This window comes from Brevibacterium linens (assembly GCF_003999335.1).
GTDB lineage: Bacteria > Actinomycetota > Actinomycetes > Actinomycetales > Brevibacteriaceae > Brevibacterium > Brevibacterium linens.
Genome location: NZ_CP026734.1, coordinates 3379483 through 3397551, shown reverse-complemented (window position 1 = coordinate 3397551; position 18069 = coordinate 3379483). Strand labels below are relative to the sequence as shown.

The 18069-nt window shown below is 64.6% G+C and carries 16 protein-coding genes and 1 pseudogene; 13 read left to right on the top strand and 4 right to left on the bottom strand.

What is annotated here, in order from left to right; genetic code table 11:
- Positions 1 to 64 precede the first annotated feature (64 nt).
- The 13 genes and pseudogenes from dnaK to CXR29_RS15290 all read left to right on the top strand — a co-directional run bounded on the left by dnaK (position 65) and on the right by CXR29_RS15290 (position 11318).
- A complete protein-coding gene (gene dnaK, locus CXR29_RS15350; protein ID WP_101594909.1) occupies positions 65 to 1927 on the top strand; it encodes a molecular chaperone DnaK in 1863 nt (620 codons plus the stop codon).
- Positions 1927 to 2595: a nucleotide exchange factor GrpE gene (locus CXR29_RS15345; protein WP_127365008.1), complete on the top strand. Its 669-nt coding sequence runs from the start codon at positions 1927 to 1929 to the stop codon at positions 2593 to 2595. Before dnaK ends, CXR29_RS15345 begins: the two co-directional genes overlap by 1 nt.
- 178 nt (positions 2596 to 2773) lie before the next feature.
- Entirely contained in the window at positions 2774 to 3790 is a 1017-nt protein-coding gene (locus tag CXR29_RS15340) for a DnaJ C-terminal domain-containing protein (protein ID WP_127365007.1), read from the top strand.
- 20 nt (positions 3791 to 3810) lie between these two features.
- On the top strand, positions 3811 to 4251 hold the full coding sequence (locus CXR29_RS15335) for a heat shock protein transcriptional repressor HspR (RefSeq protein ID WP_164742896.1): 441 nt from the start codon (positions 3811 to 3813) through the stop codon (positions 4249 to 4251).
- Positions 4252 to 4401: 150 nt separating this feature from the next.
- Positions 4402 to 5277, top strand: a complete 876-nt coding sequence (locus tag CXR29_RS15330; RefSeq protein WP_127365005.1) for a DUF1206 domain-containing protein — start codon at positions 4402 to 4404, stop codon at positions 5275 to 5277.
- Positions 5278 to 5422: 145 nt separating this feature from the next.
- Positions 5423 to 5605, top strand: a pseudogene (locus CXR29_RS15325) (hypothetical protein); the annotation flags it as partial.
- Positions 5606 to 5718: 113 nt separating this feature from the next.
- A complete protein-coding gene (locus tag CXR29_RS15320) occupies positions 5719 to 6021 on the top strand; it encodes an urease subunit gamma (RefSeq protein ID WP_101554507.1) in 303 nt (100 codons plus the stop codon).
- Between the two features lie 11 nt (positions 6022 to 6032).
- A complete protein-coding gene (ureB, locus tag CXR29_RS15315; protein ID WP_101554508.1) occupies positions 6033 to 6371 on the top strand; it encodes an urease subunit beta in 339 nt (112 codons plus the stop codon).
- On the top strand, positions 6371 to 8074 hold the full coding sequence (locus CXR29_RS15310; RefSeq protein WP_127365004.1) for an urease subunit alpha: 1704 nt from the start codon (positions 6371 to 6373) through the stop codon (positions 8072 to 8074). The genes ureB and CXR29_RS15310 overlap by 1 nt, the downstream gene beginning before the upstream one ends.
- A complete protein-coding gene (locus CXR29_RS15305; protein WP_127365003.1) occupies positions 8074 to 8790 on the top strand; it encodes an urease accessory protein UreF in 717 nt (238 codons plus the stop codon). The genes CXR29_RS15310 and CXR29_RS15305 overlap by 1 nt, the downstream gene beginning before the upstream one ends.
- Positions 8783 to 9535 (top strand): urease accessory protein UreG, encoded by a 753-nt coding sequence (gene ureG, locus CXR29_RS15300; RefSeq protein WP_101554511.1) that lies wholly within the window; start codon positions 8783 to 8785, stop codon positions 9533 to 9535. The genes CXR29_RS15305 and ureG overlap by 8 nt, the downstream gene beginning before the upstream one ends.
- On the top strand, positions 9532 to 10263 hold the full coding sequence (locus CXR29_RS15295) for an urease accessory protein UreD (RefSeq protein ID WP_127365002.1): 732 nt from the start codon (positions 9532 to 9534) through the stop codon (positions 10261 to 10263). Before ureG ends, CXR29_RS15295 begins: the two co-directional genes overlap by 4 nt.
- Positions 10264 to 10271: 8 nt before the next feature.
- Positions 10272 to 11318: a HoxN/HupN/NixA family nickel/cobalt transporter gene (locus tag CXR29_RS15290; protein WP_101554513.1), complete on the top strand. Its 1047-nt coding sequence runs from the start codon at positions 10272 to 10274 to the stop codon at positions 11316 to 11318.
- A gap of 160 nt (positions 11319 to 11478) precedes the next feature.
- Here CXR29_RS15290 and CXR29_RS17505 read toward each other — a convergent pair whose 3' ends face one another.
- From CXR29_RS17505 to CXR29_RS15270, 4 genes are all read right to left on the bottom strand, one after another.
- The gene (locus tag CXR29_RS17505) at positions 11479 to 12828 is read right to left on the bottom strand and encodes an LPXTG cell wall anchor domain-containing protein (protein WP_206516230.1); all 1350 of its coding nucleotides are present in this window, start codon (positions 12826 to 12828) and stop codon (positions 11479 to 11481) included.
- 69 nt (positions 12829 to 12897) lie between these two features.
- The gene (locus tag CXR29_RS15280) at positions 12898 to 14199 is read right to left on the bottom strand and encodes an ISL3 family transposase (protein WP_009881950.1); all 1302 of its coding nucleotides are present in this window, start codon (positions 14197 to 14199) and stop codon (positions 12898 to 12900) included.
- A gap of 301 nt (positions 14200 to 14500) precedes the next feature.
- The gene (locus CXR29_RS17500; RefSeq protein WP_206516229.1) at positions 14501 to 16672 is read right to left on the bottom strand and encodes a hypothetical protein; all 2172 of its coding nucleotides are present in this window, start codon (positions 16670 to 16672) and stop codon (positions 14501 to 14503) included.
- 222 nt (positions 16673 to 16894) lie between these two features.
- Positions 16895 to 18007: a diacylglycerol/lipid kinase family protein gene (locus CXR29_RS15270; protein ID WP_241241493.1), complete on the bottom strand. Its 1113-nt coding sequence runs from the start codon at positions 18005 to 18007 to the stop codon at positions 16895 to 16897.
- Positions 18008 to 18069 lie beyond the last annotated feature (62 nt).

The following is an 18069-nucleotide window of genomic DNA, read 5'->3' as shown; positions in this document are numbered from 1 at the left end:
AACCGGAGCCGCCCGATCGCACACATTCGAGTCGCAGGAACTCACGAACAAAGGAGAGAACACTATGGCACGTGCAGTTGGAATCGACCTCGGAACCACGAACTCCGTCGTTGCAGTCCTCGAAGGCGGCGAGCCGAAGGTCATCGCGAACGCCGAAGGCGGTCGCACGACCCCGTCCGTCGTCGCAGTCAATAAGAACGGCGACTCACTCGTCGGCGAGATCGCCAAGCGCCAGGCCGTCACGAACATCAAGAACACCGTTTCTTCGGTCAAGCGCCACATGGGCACCGACTGGTCCACCGAAATCGGCGGCAAGAAGATGACGGCTCCCGAGATCTCGGCCCGCATCCTCCAGAAGCTCAAGCACGACGCCGAGGAGTACCTGCAGGAGAAGGTCACCGACGCGGTGATCACCGTTCCCGCATACTTCAACGATGCTGAGCGCCAGGCCACCAAGGACGCCGGTGAGATCGCCGGCCTCAACGTTTCGCGCATTATCAACGAGCCCACCGCTGCCGCTCTGGCCTACGGCCTCGAGCGCGGCAAGGAAGACGAACTCATCCTCGTCTTCGACCTCGGTGGCGGTACCTTCGACGTGTCCCTGCTAGAGGTTGCCAAGGACGAAGACGACTTCTCCACCATTCAGGTCCGTGCGACCTCGGGTGACAACCGCCTCGGCGGTGACGACTGGGATCAGCGGATCGTCGACTGGCTGGTCGAGCAGGTTAAGAACAACTACGGCGTGGACCTGACCAAGGATGCCACCGCTCTGCAGCGCCTCAAGGAAGCCGCTGAGCAGGCCAAGAAGGAACTGTCCTCGGCTACCAGCACGAACATCTCGCTGCAGTACCTGTCGATGAGTGAGAACGGACCCATCCACCTGGATGAGACCCTCACCCGGGCGAAGTTCGAGGATCTGACCAAGGACCTCCTCGAGCGCACCAAGGCTCCGTTCCACGCTGTGATGAAGGATGCCGGCGTGTCCGTTAAGGACATCGACCACGTCGTCCTCGTCGGCGGATCGACCCGCATGCCCAGCGTGACCCAGGTCGTCACCGAACTCACCGGAGGCAAGGAGCCCAACAAGGGTGTCAACCCCGATGAGGTCGTCGCAATCGGCGCCGCCGTGCAGGCAGGTGTCCTCGTGGGTGAGCGCAAGGACGTTCTGCTCATCGACGTCACCCCGCTCTCGCTCGGACTCGAGACCAAGGGCGGCGTGATGACGAAGCTCATCGAGCGCAACACTCCGATCCCGACCAAGCGTTCGGAGACCTTCACCACCGCAGAGGACAACCAGCCCTCCGTGTCGATCCAGGTCTTCCAGGGTGAGCGGGAGTTCACTCGCGACAACAAGAACCTCGGCACTTTCGAGTTGACCGGTATCGCTCCGGCTCCGCGCGGTGTGCCGCAGATCGAGGTCGCCTTCGACATCGACGCCAACGGCATCGTCCACGTGTCTGCCACCGACAAGGGCACCGGCACCGAGCAGTCGATGACGATCACCGGCGGTTCCGCGCTGCCGAAGGAAGACATCGACCGCATGGTCCGTGAGGCCGAGGAGCACGCAGAAGAGGACAAGAAGCGCCGTGAGGCTGCCGACGTCCGCAACAATGCGGAAAACCTCGCCTACCAGACCGAGAAGCTGCTGACCGACAATGCCGACAAGCTGCCGGAAGAGCTCAAGACCGAGATGCAGGGCGATGTCGACGCCGTCAAGGAAGCCCTCAAAGGTGAAGACGACGACGCCGTGAAGTCCGCCTACGACAAGCTCGTGGAGAACCAGCAGAAGATCGGCGAAGCCATCTACAGCCAGCAGGGCGGTGCCGAAGGCGCCGAAGCTGCCGGTGAAGGTACCGCCGATGCAAGCGCAGACGACGATGTCGTCGACGCCGAAGTTGTCGACGATGAGGATGAGGAGAAGAAGTAATGACTGCCGAGGGCAACGACAAGTCGTCCGAGGAGCCAGGCTTCACCTTCAGCGACAAGCGCCGGGTCGATCCGAACACCGGTGAGGTCCGTCCCGAGGCCGACGCCCAGTCGGCCTCGGCCGGGGCCGGCGAGGAGCCGACCGCGGATCCGAACGCCGAACAGGCAGCCGATGCCAGCGACCTCGGTGTGGACATCCCCGCCGATGCTTCGGGGCTTGAGGACGTCGAACCGGAGGCCGAGCCCGAACCGGGTTCGGACGCGGCGGGCTACCTGGCCGACCTCAAGCGCATCAACGCCGAGTATGCGGCCTACCGGATGCGCGCCGACCGCGAACGAGAGCGTGCGGCCCTCGGCGGCACGATCAAGGCCGTCGAGGCCCTGATCCCCGTGCTCGACGAGGTCAAGCTCGCTCGCGAGAACGGCGATGTCAGCGGGCCTTTCGAGACCCACGTGAACAAGCTCGTCGAATCGCTGAACAAGATCGGCGTCGAACAGTACGGCGAGGTCGGCGACGAGTTCGACCCGAACATCCACGAAGCGCTCATGCAGCAGCCGTCGGATGAGGTCGAGAATCCGACGCTCTTCCTGGTCATGCAGCCGGGCTACCGAATCGGGGAGCGCATCATCCGCGCCGCCCGCGTCGGTGTCCAGCAGCCGGAGGACTGAACGACAACGATCGCCGAGGCGGCCGTCCGCCCCGCACGCCGGTTCACCGACGTACGGGGGCGGGCAACCGCCTCGACGGCGGTCCGGATCTTCGGGGCAGTGCCCCGGGGCTGCGGATTGTGAGAGGACAAGTGAATACCGTGATGACAGGATTGATTGGAAGGAAAGGAGGTGCCAGGTGAATACCGGACCTCAGAATGATTGGTTCGATAAGGACTTCTACAAAACCCTCGGCGTCTCCAAGGATGCTTCCGACGCCGAGATCAAGAAGGCCTATCGCAAGCTCGCGCGCAAGTATCACCCGGACGCCAACCCCGGGGATGAGAACGCCGAAGAGAAGTTCAAGGAGATCGGCCAGGCCCACCAGGTGCTCTCCGACAAGGAATCCCGGGCGCAGTACGATCAGGTCCGTGCCATGGGCGGCGGTGCCCGGTTCAGCGCCGGCTCCGGTGGACCCGGCGGGGCTACGGGCGGCGGATTCGACGACGTGTTCTCCGACCTCTTCGGAGGCGGCGGACGCACCAGGACCCGCATGACCTACGGCGGTGGGGGAGACGTTCCCCCGGACCTGGCGGATCTGCTCGGCGGATTCGGCGGAGGTTTCGGCGGTGGCGGTTACGGCGGCGGATATTCGCCGCCAGTCAAGGGCGGCGACATCAAGTCGAGCACGACGCTGTCGTTCACCGAAGCGAGCAACGGAGCCTCGGTGAAGCTGAACATGCCCGGCGGGAAGCCGCTGACCGTGCGCACCCCGATCGGGGTCAAGGACGGACAGAAGATCCGCCTGGCCGGCAAGGGCAAGACCAGCCCCAACGGCGGCGAGCCCGGCGACGTGATCCTCACCGTGCACGTGAAACCGCACCCGGTCTTCACCCGTGACGGTGACAATCTGCGCATGGACCTGCCCGTCAGCTTCGACGAGGCGGCCCTCGGCGCCGAGGTCAAGGTGCCGACCCTGGGCGGAACGCCCGTCAAGGTCAAGGTCGCACCGGGGACACCCTCGGGACGGACCCTGCGCGTGCGGGGCAAAGGTGTGAAGACGAAGAAAGGCACCGGCGATCTGCTGGCTACGGTCCAGATCGTGGTGCCGCAGAACCTGTCCAAGGAGGCCAAGGCTGCGGTCGAGTCGTTCAGGACTGCGACCGAGGGTGAAGACCCCCGCGCCGGCCTCCTGGACAAGGCCAAAGCCAGTTGAGGTGATGAAACACAATGCACATGCACATTTCGTCGAGTGCGGCGGTGTATGTCATCTCGGTGGCCGCGGCTCTGGCGGGCATGCACCCGCAGACGCTGCGGCAGTATGACCGACTGGGTCTCGTCTCTCCGGAACGCACTGCGGGCCGGGGCCGGCGTTATTCCGGGAAGGACATCGCCAGGCTGCGACTGATCCAGCAGCTGTCGCAGGACGAGGGAGTCAACCTCGTCGGGATCAAGAAGATCATCGACCTGCAGAATCAGGTCGATGCACTCAGGAGCCGCAATGAAGAACTCGAGGACGAAGTTCGGGCACGCAGGTCGGCACAGGAACGCGATGCGCGCGTCTTCGCGGCCGGCACCGTGGGCGGAGACGTCGTCTCGATCTCGCGGGGACGTCGCCCGCAGGGCCGTCCTGAACCGGGAGCCCTGGTGCTGTACAACCGGTACCGGCGCGGCTGAGTCGGCAGTCGCCGGTCAGAGTCGGTGTGATCGGATCTGAGGCGGAGTGCGAACCCATCTGGGTATTCGCGCTCCGCCTCTTCGCATCTGTCCGAGGATTCTGTTTGTTTGCGGCGCAGAAAAGTACAGATGCTGTGCGACACTGACTCTGTGGACGAGAAAGAGAAGGTTCGACAGGTCGCCGACAGCGCTGATTCGGCGGCTCAGGAAGCCGCGGACAGCCGCTGGTTCGAGCGTGTGGCCCGCGCGGGATTCATCGCCAATGGATTGGTCCACGCCATCCTCGGCGCGACGGCAGTGACGATCGGCCTGGGGCAGGGCGGCGGCGAAGCCGACCAGGCCGGAGCGGTCGGACAGATCGCTTCGCAGCCCTTCGGCATGGTGCTCATCATCGTCTGCTTCCTCGGCTGTGCGTTGATGGCTTTGTGGTGCTTGGTCAACGCGTTCTTCGGCTCAGCATCGCTGCGTGGCGCTGGTACTCGGGATCTGCAGGAGAAGCAGGGGAGGAAGCAGTGGATCGACTTCTTCACGATGGTCGGTTCTGCCATTGCCTATGTGGTGGTTGCCGCGACCTTCTCCCAGTTCGTCTTCGGCGGAGGATCCGACTCTGGCAAGGCGAGTTCACAGGCCTCGGCGACCGTGGCGAAGGCTCCGGGCGGACTGTATATCCTCATGGCTGCCGGCGCCGTGATTGCGATCATCGGCATCGTGTTCTGTATCAATGGTCTGCGCCGGAAGTGGAAGGATGAGCTTCGTCGGCCGCGCAGCGCGTTCACCCGCTTCCTCGTCGGTTTCACCGGTGTTGTCGGGTATCTGGGCAAAGGTGCGACTTTGCTGTCGGTGGGCACCCTCATCGTGGTGTCGGCAGCGACCGGCGACCCGGAGGAATTCACGGGAATCGACGGAGCGCTCAAGGGCATGCGCGACCAGCCGTTCGGGCCGTATCTGCTGTTGGCAGTGGGCCTTGGCTTGGTTCTCTACGGCGTATTCCTCGCGCTGCGCTCGAGGTACGACCGCATGGATTGAGCAGTCTTCTGTTGCGCGGCAACTGGCGCAGCGCCCGCAATGTCCCCTGCCGACATCTGCTCGAAACAGAAACTGACACGTGCAGAAACAATCGACTGCGAACATGATTCCTGATCGCACTCGCCGCACGAGTCAGGAAACCACGATGACGCTGTCCGCAAGCAGGACCACACCGCCTCCCGCGACCCGGAACGAAGCGAAGCTCGCCGCCTCGGAGAGCCTCGAGGACTACACCCTGCGCTTTGCCCCCAGGTCCTACTGGAAATGGGCCCCGGGAGTCGTAGCGACGAGCGCATTGGGCGGCATCGCCTACCTCGCCGACTTCTCGACCGACCGTCTCGGCGAACACGTACTGCCCGCGGACGCTCCACGCAGTCGTGGGGACGCCCCATGCGATGGTGCGGGGGCCTCGCGCGTTCCCACGAAAGGCTGAGGGAGCTGATGCATTTCACACCGGCTGACACCGAGAAGCTCCTCCTGTCCGTGGCAGGAATGGTCGCCCGAGATCGTCGGGAACGCGGGATCGCGCTCAACTATCCGGAGACGGTCGCGCTGCTGAGCACATGGGCGATCGAACGTGCCAGGGAAGGTGCGAGCGTCGAGGAGCTCATGACCACCGGGCGCGAGGTCCTCACCCGCGACGACGTGCTCACAGATGTCGCAGACATGCTCGGCGACGTCCAAGTGGAGGCGACCTTCCCCGACGGTCGCAAGCTCGTGACCATCCACAACCCCATCGACTGAAAGATCCGACAGTGACAGGTTTACGTGACCGCGGACCGGGCGCCGTGAGGGTCAGCGCCGGAGAGCGCGAACTCAATGTGCGCGCCGACCCTGCCGAGACGGCGACGCTGACGGTCGAGAACACCGGAGACCGGCCGGTCCAGATCGGCTCGCACATCCATCTTCCCGACACGAACCCGGCGCTCGCCTTCAACCGCAGCCGGGCCGAGGGCTTCCGCCTCGACATTCCCGCCGGCACCTCCCTGCGGTTCGAACCTGGAGCGTCCCGCACCGTGCCGATCGTCGCCCTGGGCGGACGCCGACTCGTGCCCGGAATCGGACTGCCCGACGCTGCGGCGGGTGATCGCTGATGGCACGATTGTCGACCGACCGATATGCCGCGCTCTACGGCCCCAGCCTCGGCGATCAGCTGCGCCTGGGGGACACAGACCTGTGGATCGAGATCGAGGAGGACCGGACCGCAGGCGGCGACGAATCGGTCTTCGGAGGAGGGAAATCGATCCGCGAATCGATGAATCAGGGGACGACGACGACCGCCGAGGGGGCGCCCGACACGGTCATCACGAACGCCGTGGTGCTCGACTGGTGGGGGATCGTCCGGGCCGATGTCGGCATCCGTGAAGGCAGGATCGTCGCGCTCGGACGGGCCGGAAACCCCGACATCGCCGATGGTGTGCATCCCGAGCTGCGGATCGGTCCGTCGACTGACATCATCTCCGGTGAGGGACGCATCCTCACTGCCGGCGGCTTCGACTCCCACGTCCACCTGCTCTCACCGTCCCAGCTGCACGAGGCGCTCGCCACCGGCATCACGACCGTCGCCGGCGGCGGCACCGGGCCCTCCGAGGGCAGCAAGGCCACGACAGTGACACCCGGTCCGTGGCATCTCGGGGCGATGCTCCGCGCCCTCGACGACATCCCGATGAACGTGCTTCTGCTCGGCAAAGGCAATACCGTGTCCGCCGCGGGGCTGGCCGAGCAGGCGCTCGGCGGAGCCGCCGGCTATAAGGTCCACGAAGACTGGGGTGCGACGCCGGCCGCCATCGACGCAGCCCTGACCGCAGCCGACGATCACGGCCTGCAGGTGGCGCTGCACTCGGACTCCCTCAACGAGGCAGGATTCGTCGAATCGACGATCTCCGCGATCGGCGGACGCAGCATCCACGCGTTCCACGTCGAGGGGGCCGGTGGAGGCCACGCCCCCGACATCCTGTCGATCGCGGCTCTGGAGAATATCCTGCCGGGGTCGACGAACCCGACCCTGCCGCACACCGCGAACACGGTCGCCGAGCACCTCGACATGCTCATGGTCTGCCATCACCTCAACCCCGCAGTGCCCGAGGACCTCGCGTTTGCCGAGTCCCGGATTCGGGCCACGACCATTGCGGCGGAGGACCTGCTTCACGACATGGGCGCACTGTCGATCACCTCCTCCGACGCTCAGGCGATGGGCCGCATCGGCGAGGTGATCACCAGGACCTGGCAGGTCGCCCACGTGATGAAGCACAGGATGGGCGACCTCGGTGAGTCCCTGCCCGCGGACAATGAGCGAGCTCGCCGCTACGTCGCCAAATACACGATCAACCCTGCGATCGCCCATGGGGTGGATGCCTACATCGGGTCGATCGAGGCGGGGAAGACGGCCGACCTCGTGCTGTGGGATCCGCGCTTCTTCGGAACCCGCCCGGACCTCGTCATCAAAGGCGGGTCGATCGCCTGGGCGGGACTCGGTGACCCGAACGCCTCCATTCCGACACCGCAGCCTGTCCTCATGCGGCCGACCTTCGGCGCCGACGACGGGGCCCGGCTGTCCGTGTCCTTCACGGCACCGGCCGCCGTCGAATCGGGCCTACGAGACCGGCTCGGTCTCAGCCGTGACCTCAAGCCCGTCGCACCGACCCGAGACATCGGCAAGAAGAACATGCGCTGCAATGATGCGCGCCCGGACATCGACATCGACCCCGACACCTTCGCCATTGCGATCGACGGTCAACCCGTCACCGCTGCGCCGGCGCAGACGCTTCCCCTCGGCCGTCTCTACCAGATGTTCTGATGCTCGTGAACTCCATCGACCTTCCCGCCCGCACCAACGCTTCGGCGACCCTGGCGATGCTGCTCGCGGACTCGCGACTGCCGGCCGGTGCTCATGTGTCCTCGAACGGAGTCGAGGCCGGTCTGCGACGTGGCTTGGACCCCGGCGAGATCGCCGACTACATGCGCGCCCGAATGGCCACGGTCGTGCGCGTCGAAGCGGGTGCGGCCGTGATCGCCAGGCACCTGACAGAACACGGACCGTTATCAGCGGCCGGGATCGTCATCGACCGCCTCGGCGACCTCGAAATCGAATGGGCCGCCCGGACGCCGAGCCCTGCTCTGCGGGACATCGCCATCGCACTCGGTGCCGGACTGGCGAGAATCGGGCAGAGGATCTGGCCGCAGACCGCCGAGGTGCTCCGAACGCGGCCCCTGCCCCGCCCCATCGTGCTCGGCATCATCGCCGCCGGAGCCGGCATCGGGCCCGACGACCTCGTGCGCCTCGTCGCCTACGACGACGCACAGACCGTTGCCGCCGCCGCACTCAAACTCGAACCCACTGACCCCATCCGCGTCACCGAATGGGTGCTCGACGCCTGCGCGGCGATCGAGGGATCCGTGTCCGAACTGTCCCGACTCACCCGCACTGAGGCGCTTCCCGCAGCGGGTGCTCCATTGATCGAGGACTGGGCGGAGGTCCAGTCCGTGTTGCCGAGGAGGCTGTTCCGTGCCTGAATTCCCACCTTCCGAAAGGGCCCTGCGACTCGGGGTTGCCGGTCCTGTCGGAACCGGAAAGAGTTCGCTGATCGCGCTCATCTGCCGAGCGCTGGCCGATGAGATCCGCATCGGCGTCATCACCAACGACATCTACACCGATGAGGACGCTCGGCTCCTCCGTTCAGCCGGGGTGCTCGACCCCGACAGGATCCGGTCAGTCGAAACCGGGGCCTGCCCCCATACTGCGATCCGCGACGATGTGACGGCGAACCTGCAGGCGGTCGAACGGTTGGAAGGCGACTACTTCCCACTCGACCTCGTCCTCGTCGAATCCGGGGGAGACAATCTTACGGCCACGTTCTCGCCGGCGCTCATCGACGCGCAGATCTTCGTCCTCGACGTCGCCGGCGGCGGGGACGTCGCCCGCAAGGGCGGACCCGGAATCGCCCGCGCCGACCTGCTGGTGGTCAACAAGACCGACCTTGCCGAGTACGTCGGCGTCGACGTCGAACTGATGGTCGCTGATGCCACCGAGGCGCGTGAGGGCGGGCCGGTCCTCGCTCTCTCCCGCAGAGACGAGTCCTCCATTGCGCGGCTGCGCCAATGGCTGCTCTCGCTTCTGAGCGATCATCGAGCCGGGGCGCATGAACCGCAGGACCCGGGGCCGATGGCTCCCCACTTCCACGCCGACGAGGACGGAGGATACGTGCACAGTCACGAAAGTGCAGATGACGCGCACGACCATCGACACGAACCGGTATGACGACGATCGCGGTCACCGAGGCGGCGCCGGGCGGACGGCTGAAAGTTCGACTTGCTCCGGGACTGCTGCAACCGAGGCTGGTGACCCGGACGGCAGGATTCGCGCATGTCGCGCTCGTTGCGGGAGGGGCGACCCTCCTCGGCGGTGATTCGGTGTCGATCAGGGTCGAAGTCGGCGCCGGATGCACACTGCGGATCGAAGACATCGGTGGCACGGTCGCCTATCCGTCGACGGGAAGGCTGTCCGAATGGACTGTCGATGCGGTCGTCGGTGACGGGGGCGTCCTGGTGTGGGAGTCGTTTCCCTTCGTCGTCGCCGACCGCGCCCATGTCAGACGCCGCACCACCGTGCGCAGGGGTGCAGATGCGCAGGTGTGCCTGCGCGAGATCCTTGTGCTGGGGCGGACCGGAGAGGCCGGCGGCAGAATCGTCAGCACCACTGATATCCGGGACGTCGATGGAACGCCGTTCTTCGTCGAAGAGCTGTCCCTCGACGGAGGCCACCCACAGCCGGGTGTGCTGGGGCAGTCGCGGGTCCTCGACACGGCGATCATGATCGGCGCCGAACCTGAGGCGGAGGCGACGCCGACCGGTACGCACGAGGGACATGTGTTGGTCCTCGCCAGGCCCGGTGCCGTGGCGAGAGCGATCGGCTCGGCAACCCATGCGGCACACGTCGACGACCGGTGGCGGCGTTGGACGAACAGAGCAGAACGGAGAACAGAGTGACGAGTGAAATGACCCAGACGCAACTGACCCGAACACGCGGTGCGATGCTTCCCCACGTCTTGACGCTGGCAGGCATCGCGATCATCGGAGGTGTGCTGGTGATCGTCTCGCTGCGGGAGACCGCCCCAACTGTGGCGTGGGGCCTTGCGCTGACTGCGGTGCTGCTGGGAGCGCGACATGCCTTCGACGCCGATCACATCGCCGCCATCGACAATGTCACCCGTCGCATGTCGGCGAAGGGAACGCCTGCCGGCACTGTCGGGTTCTGGTTCTCCCTGGGGCACTCGTCTGTCGTCGTGGTCACCGGTGTGCTCGTCGCGTTCGGGGCAGGGCTGGCTCTCGACCTCGTATCGGAGGAAGATTCTGCCGCACGCTTCGGCCTCGGACTCTGGGGACTGTCCTTCGCAACCTTCGTCGTCGCCGTCTTCGGCATGCTCAATCTGATTTCACTCGTGAAACTGCTGCGTGGGACCGACGACGATGCGGCGAAGGGGCCCAAGGGGCCGCTGACATCGGCGTTCGCCCGTGTCCTCGACACTGTAGACCGCCCTCGACATATGTTTCCCATCGGTTTGCTCTTCGGCCTCGGCTTCGACACTGCGGCGACGATCGGCCTGATGATCGCGGCAGGGACGACGGCTGCAGGCTCGTCGCCCACGCTGGCGCTGTCGCTTCCGCTGCTGTTCGCGGTGGGAATGGCCGCGTGCGATACGGCGGACGGCCTGTTCATGTCGAAGCTCTACGGCTGGGCATCGCGGGGCGCCGACCGCTTCCGCGGATACAATATCGTCATCACCGGCTTGTCCGTGCTCGTCGCGGGGCTGGTCGTCGTCGCCGGTGTCGTCGAGGTGGGTGCGGAGACCGGGACGTTCGTCCTGCCCGAGCTCGATACGAGCTACCTGGGAATCGTCGCCACAATCCTGTTCGTCATCATCGCAGCAGCGGCCGCCCTCACGCTCCGGAGGGTGAGGGCCGACCGGCCCGACCGATCCATCGTGGCGAATGTGACCAGCAGAGGCGAGCATGACCAGCAGAGGCGGGGCGTGGCCGGCTGAGACTGGACCTGACCCAACTGAGGCGAGGCGAATCGGGCCCCGGCAGTTGAGGGGAAAAGAGAACAGAAGAAGAGCGCGAACCCGGCTCGGGTTCGCGCTCTTCTCTATGGGGACTGCGGATCAGCGAGTCCTGAGGATCAGGCTGTTCTGAAGATCAGGCTCAGAACTCTGCGGGGTCCTGGGCGACCTTCTTGCGGCGCATGGTCATGACAACTGCGACTCCACCGATGAGGAGGAGGCCGGCGCCGCCGACGAGGCCGGTCAGCTCGGTACCGGTGCGAGGCAGGTCGCCGCCGTTGCCGGCATCTGAGTTGTCGCCATCGTCGTTGCCGTCTTCATCGCCGTCGCCGCCACCGGCGTTCGGGTCGTCCTCGACCGAGAAGTCACCGGTCAGTTCGTCATCGCCGCAGGTGACGGTGACGTCGTAATCGCCGATGTAGGCCGAGGCGTTGGAGGCGCTGGTGCCGTAGACGTTGACGTTGGCCTTGCCTTCGTCATCAGCCTGGACGGTCTTGTCGAAGGCGGTGACGCTCGACTCGCCCTTGGGGTTGACGAGGAAGCGAACGTCTTCACCGGGCTCGCATTTCTCGACGGCGAGGGTGACGCCCTTGTCTTCCTTGACGAAGTCAGCGGGGGTGATCGACTCGGGGGAGACGGTCAGCTTGGCTTCTTCAGCAGGAGCGGTGGGCTCTTCGGTCTCGTCTTCGGTGATGGTGAAGTCCTGAGCCGGGGAGTTGGTCTCGGTCTCCTGGTCGACGCCCCAGACGGAGTAGTCGCCGGCCGGAAGTGCTTCGTCGCCCTCGAACTTCAGGGTTGTTGCGGCGATCTTTCCTTCGGCGTCTGCTGTGACTTCCTGGGTCGCGAACGGCGACGTCGCGTTGCCGCCGACGACGGTGACCTTGCCGTTCGGGGTGAAGCCCTCGCCGGTGACCTCGATGCCGTTCTCGTTGAATTCGCTCTGCGAGATCTTGTCGGTGTTGAGCGAGACCTTCGGGTCGACCTCGGGAGCCTCGGGCTCGTCGGATTCGCCGGCGTTGACTTCGAAGCTCATCTGGAAGGAGATGTTGTTGTCTGCACTGTCGGTGACGACGACGTCGTAGGTGCCGACGAATGCCGGGTCATCCGCGCCGTAGATTTTGTGCGAGAGGGCACCTTCAGCGTTGGTGGTGGAAGTCGTCTCAAGCGCTTCGACGTTCTGACCACTGGTCGGCGTCACAGTGATTGTGTAGTCATGTTCAGCCTCGAGGCCGGCACCGACGATGTCGACACCCTTCTCAGCGTTGCCGAAGTCAGCCTGCGACAGCTTTTCAGTGGAAAGGCTGACCTCCGCCTCGTCCGCTGCCTGAGCTTTTGCAGTGCCAGCCTGAGCCTTAAGAGCGGCAGGTGCCGCGGTGGGCTGGGTATCGGCCGACGGAGCCGAGGCAGGAGCCTCAGGGGCAGCGATGACTGGGGATGCGGCCAGGCCGGTGATGGCGATGGCCACCGCGGGTGCGAGGGCGAGCTTCTTCATGTATTTCCTTCGAAAATTACAGCTGAGTGTGAAGTATTACGAATGTAACGGTAATGCGGCTCTTCGCAGTTAGGGGTGTAATCGGGGTCTGAATCCTCCCGTCTCGAGCAAGCTTCGGGCGATGTAGTGGGTGAGGTTCCGGAACCCCAGCGCCGATCCACGTAGGTGTTCCAGCCTGCCGTTCAATGCTTCCGTCGGACCGTTCGACGTCCCCGGCCGATCGAAATACGCCAACACATCCATAGCCCGCTTCTTCAACGTCCGCCCCAGCCGGCGCAGCTCAACAAGACCAGCAGGCACCCCGGACGAGATGGAGTCGATGATCGACTGCAGCGACTTCTTCCCCGCGGTTCGGTCCGGGTTGCGGTAGGCGGTGATGATGTCTTGGAACACGCTCCAGGTCACCTCCACATCAGCATGATTCTCATCAGCAAAGAGAGCGACGATCCGTTGCTGCTGCCGCTCGGTGAGTAACTGACACCCGGTGTGCAGAGTCCGCCGGGCCTGATACAACGGGTCGCCCTTCTTCCCGCGGTGCCCGGTCGTTTCCTGCTGAACACGCCTGCGGACCTCGTCCAGACTGTCCCCGGCGAGCTTGACGACATGGAAGGGATCCATCACTTCCACCGCGGCCGGCAGCTCTTCGACAGCAGCGGTCTTGAACCCGGTGAACCCATCCATCGCCACGACCTCGATTCCATCGCGGAAGGCCTTCGACTGCCGGGCCAGCCACGATTTGAACACGGCCTTCGATCGTCCCTCAACCATGTCCAGCAATCTCGCTGGTCCTGTCTGATCGCGGATCGGGGTGAGATCGATGATCACGGTCACGTACTTGTCACCCCGTCTGGTGTGCCGCCAGACATGTTCGTCGACGCCGATGACGCTCACGTTATCGAACCGGGAAGGATCGTCGATGAGAGCCCGATGTCCTTCGGCCAGGATCGCGTCATTAGCGGTGTGCCAGGATACAGCGAGCTTGGCCGCGATGACGGAGATCGTGGCGTGATCGACAACGAGTGCTTTCAAAGCCCATGCGAGTCCGGTGCGCGAGATCTTGGCCCTGGCTGGGGCTGCTTGGTCGGTGTCATGGCGCCACACGCGCCCACAGAGTTCGCACTTGTAGCGACGGAGTCGGATGAGCAGGGTGGTGGGACGGTGCCCGAAGGGTTCGTGAGCCAATTTCCGGGTCACAGTATCGCGGGGCCGGCCATGTCCGCCGCATCGGTGGCACCACTCATCGTCAGTGGTTGGGGTGCACAGGAGAACTGTTTCTGAATCGGTGACGTGTTGGCCCGTGCAGTGCAGGCCGAGTGTGTCGAGGTGGCAGAACGTGGTGAGGTCAGGGGTGGAGAACGTAAGGTGGTGCACGTCGAGGTCTTTCGGATGGTTTGTCTAGGAAATTCCATCTTCGAAAGGCCTCGACCTATTTCTGTGTAGCGACGCGCACCGGTTCTACACCCTCAACTGCGAAGAGCCGGTAATGCAACATTCACCACACACATAGTTGTGGTCGTTTTGTTCAGCTCTGAGTTCGGTTCTGGCGCAGAGTTCATTCTCCATTCATCCTGAATCGCCGATTCTTCGCAGACTGCGCGACAGGCAGTGGGGCGGCTCAGCACACGCTGAGCCGCCCCACTGCCTGTTGTTCCAGGCTGACAGTCTGTCCGAATTAGAAGCTCGTCGGAGTCTGTCCGAACTTGTTCTTGCGGCCGGTCAGTGCGATCGCGGCGCCGCCGACGAGGAGGAGCAGGGCTCCCGTCGTCAGCCCGCCGAGGTCGGCGCCGGTGCGAGGCAGCTGGTTGCCGTCGTCTCCACCGCCGTTGCCGGCATCACCGTTGTCTCCGCCGCCGTTGCCGTTGTTGTCTCCTCCGCCTTCGGCGCCTGCGGTGACCTTGAAGGAGTCCGTCATGGTGTCATCGCCGCAGGTGGCAGTCGCGGTGTAGGAGCCGACGTAGGCCGAGGCATCCGACGAGGTGCCGAAGACATTGACCGACGCACGGCCTTCGTTATCGGCTTTGACGGTGTTCTCGTAGGCCGTGACGTTGATGCCCTTCGGGTTGACCTCGAAGTGGACATCTGCGCCCGGTTCGCAGTTCTCGACGGCGAGGGTGACGCCTTTCTTCTCGTTGGCGAAGTCTGCGGCCTCGATCGTCTTCGGTGAGACTGTGAAGGTCGCCTCGGCGGGTGCCTCGGTCTCATCCTCGTCGATGACATTGATGTTGCCGTCGAGAGTCTCCGACTCGGTGCCTTCGCGGTCGATGGTGACGGTGAACGGAACCTTGCCGGCCTCGAGGCTGTCGGGGTTGCCCTCGTACCAGAGGTGGAGCGTGTAGTCGCCATCGGCATCGGCGGTCTCGCTCTTCCCGGTGAGGGAATCGGTGATCGTGTCACCCTTCTTCACGCCGGAGACGGTGACGGTCACGCCCTTGTCCTTGTTCGCGAGATCCTCGGCGGTGATCTCCTTGGGATCGACCTTGAGCGAGGCGTCGATCGGATCGACGGCGTCGTCTTCGGTCACAGTGATCTCGACGGAGTCGGACTCTTCGCCGGACTCGTCGTCGACGAAGGTCAGTGAGTACTTGCCGGCTTCGATTGACTCGGGTGCGATCACGGCGCCCTCGACATTGCCGTCCTCGTCTGCACGAAGTTCATCGGCCTGAGTGGCTGCGGCACGCTGGGCCGAGACGGCTTCGCCCTTGACGCTGACGGTCCCATCCGGAGAGAAGCCGGTTCCGGTGAACTTCAGTCCGTCCTTCTTGAAGTCCTCGAGGGAGATCTCCTTCGAGTCGACCGTGACCGTCGGGTCGATGACCGGGTCTTCGGTGATGGTGAAGTCCTGAGCCGGAGAGTTGGTCTCGGTCTCCTGATCGACGCCCCAGACGGAGTAGTCGCCGGCCGGAAGCGGTTCGTCGCCCTCGAACTTCAGGGTTGTTGCGGCGATCTTTCCTTCGGCGTCTGCTGTGACTTCCTGGGTCGCGAACGGCGACGTCGCGTTGCCGCCGACGACGGTGACCTTGCCGTTCGGGGTGAAGCCCTCGCCGGTGACCTCGATGCCGTTCTCGTTGAATTCGCTCTGCGAGATCTTGTCGGTGTTGAGCGAGACCTTCGGGTCGACCTCGGGAGCCTCGGGGTCTTCGGCCAGCGGGACCACGCTGGTTTCGGTTGCCGGTGCCGTGCCTTCACGCTGTACCTGCACTGCGAAGGACACCGACTCCTGGGTGACTTCCTTGGCTGAGCGCAGCTTCATCGTCGCGGTCGAACCCTGGGCAGTGACAGCCGGGCCGGTCAGTCCGGACTTCGCCGAGACCTTGTCGCCCTTCTCCAGGTCGGTGACCTTGACGGTCACGCCTTCCTCGGCGAGCTCTTCGGCCGTGACCTCACCCGAGGTCACCTGCACCGAGGCGTTGATCGGGTTGGCCTCGTCCTCGGACTTGTCGTCGTCCTTGGCGTCTTTGTCCTCGTCCTTGGGGGCAGGAGCGGGCTTCGGGTCGACCTTCTTCGGAGGCGTCTTTGCCTCGTCCTTCTTATCCGCTTTGTCCTCGGCGGCCTTCTTCTCATCCGCCTTCTTCTTGTCAGCGGCCTTCTTGGCGGCTTCGGCTTTCTCCTTGGCCTTCTTTTCGGCAGCCGCTTTCTCTGCCGCTGCGTTCTTCTCGGCTTCGGCCTTCTCAGCTGCGGCCTTCTTGGCCTCTTCCTTCTTGGCCTTGTCGGCTTCGGCCTTCTTCTGCTCGGCAGTCTGCGTGGTTGCCGACTGAGCGGACGCCGATTCCGCGGCGGCGACCGGGCTCGCGACAAGCCCGGTGAATGCGAGCGCGACTGCCGGCGCGAGGATGATCTTCTTCATGGGTGTGCCTTCAATCTCTGTGGCGAGGGGTGTGATACGGCACTCATCCTAGGTTCTGAGGGTTTTCCAAACTATTTCTGTACGTTTTGTTCAGGTGTAATTGCTGTAACGCTTAGGTGAATTCCTTTTACCGTTTCGTGACCTACTGGTCGGTAAAGGAATGACTGTCGGGGCCGCCTCGGCGAGAGGAATCGTCGCCCGCGCCGACTCAGCGGTTCCGAGCTAGACCGGCCACGCCTCGGCGCGGATCTGCTTGCGCTGTTCGACGGTCGGCACACGGACGGTCAGAGCCGCGGGGGCGACCTCCATCTCGAGGTACGACGACTGACCCAGCGGATCCCCGTCGAGCTGGATATCAACGTCATCACCGGCTTCGATGACGACCTTGCGGCACTTCCGGATGTTCGTGTGCAGCCCGCGTGAGGCCCGACGGCCGGCGATCGATGCGAGCACCCCGACCCATTGGCCGAGGTTCTTGGGGCTGACGATGAGCACATCGAGCATGCCGTCGTCGATGACTGCCTGCGGCAGCAGCTGGATGCCTCCCTGCAGACGGCCGCAATTGCCGCCGAGCACCGAACGGACCCTCGCCGAGACCCGATATTCGTCGTCGAACGTGACCTTGACATGACTGGGTTTGCCGGTGAGTTTCCGTGATCCGGCTTCGACGTAGGCGAGCCAGCCGAGGCGGGCCTTGAGGTCGTCGCTGGTGTCGGCCATGACCGCGGCGTCGAAGCCGAGCCCGGTCATCACGGTGAAGATATGGGTATCGCCGTCCGGATCGGTCTTCGCCGTCCCCACGTCGATTTCGCGATTGCGTCCCCACAGGGCGATCCGCAGCGCCCACTCGGTCTTGTCGAGGACGAGGTCGATATTGCGGGCGAGCAGATTCCCGGTCCCCAACGGCACGATCCCCATCGGGGTCGATGTCCCTGCCAACGCCGAGGCGACAGCGCGGATGGTGCCGTCCCCGCCGGCGGCGATGACGACGTCGACCCCCTCGTCGAGGGCGCGGATCGCGGCACCTTCGCCGGTGTCCTCAGGGGTGGTCTCGAGCACGAGCGGAGGGTTCCATCCCTCGAAACGGCAGATCGCCTCGGCGGTGGAGGCCAGGTTGTGCACATCGGTCTTCGTGGGGTTGACGATGAGCGCGGCACGGTACCGGGCGGCGTCATCGACCACCTCGTCGGAGAGGTTCGCCGGGTGGGCGCGTCTCATCGTGCTGAGCGTGCGTCGCACGCCGGTGCGACGGCCGATGAGGAACGCGGCCGCGAGCACAGCGAGAGCGCCGATGATGATGACCCAGGTCATCAGGGGATCCAACTCGATGATCATGGCCCAAATGTACAGTGCGGAACTCAAATGCGAGCTGAGGGTCGAATATCGAAAACACGCCC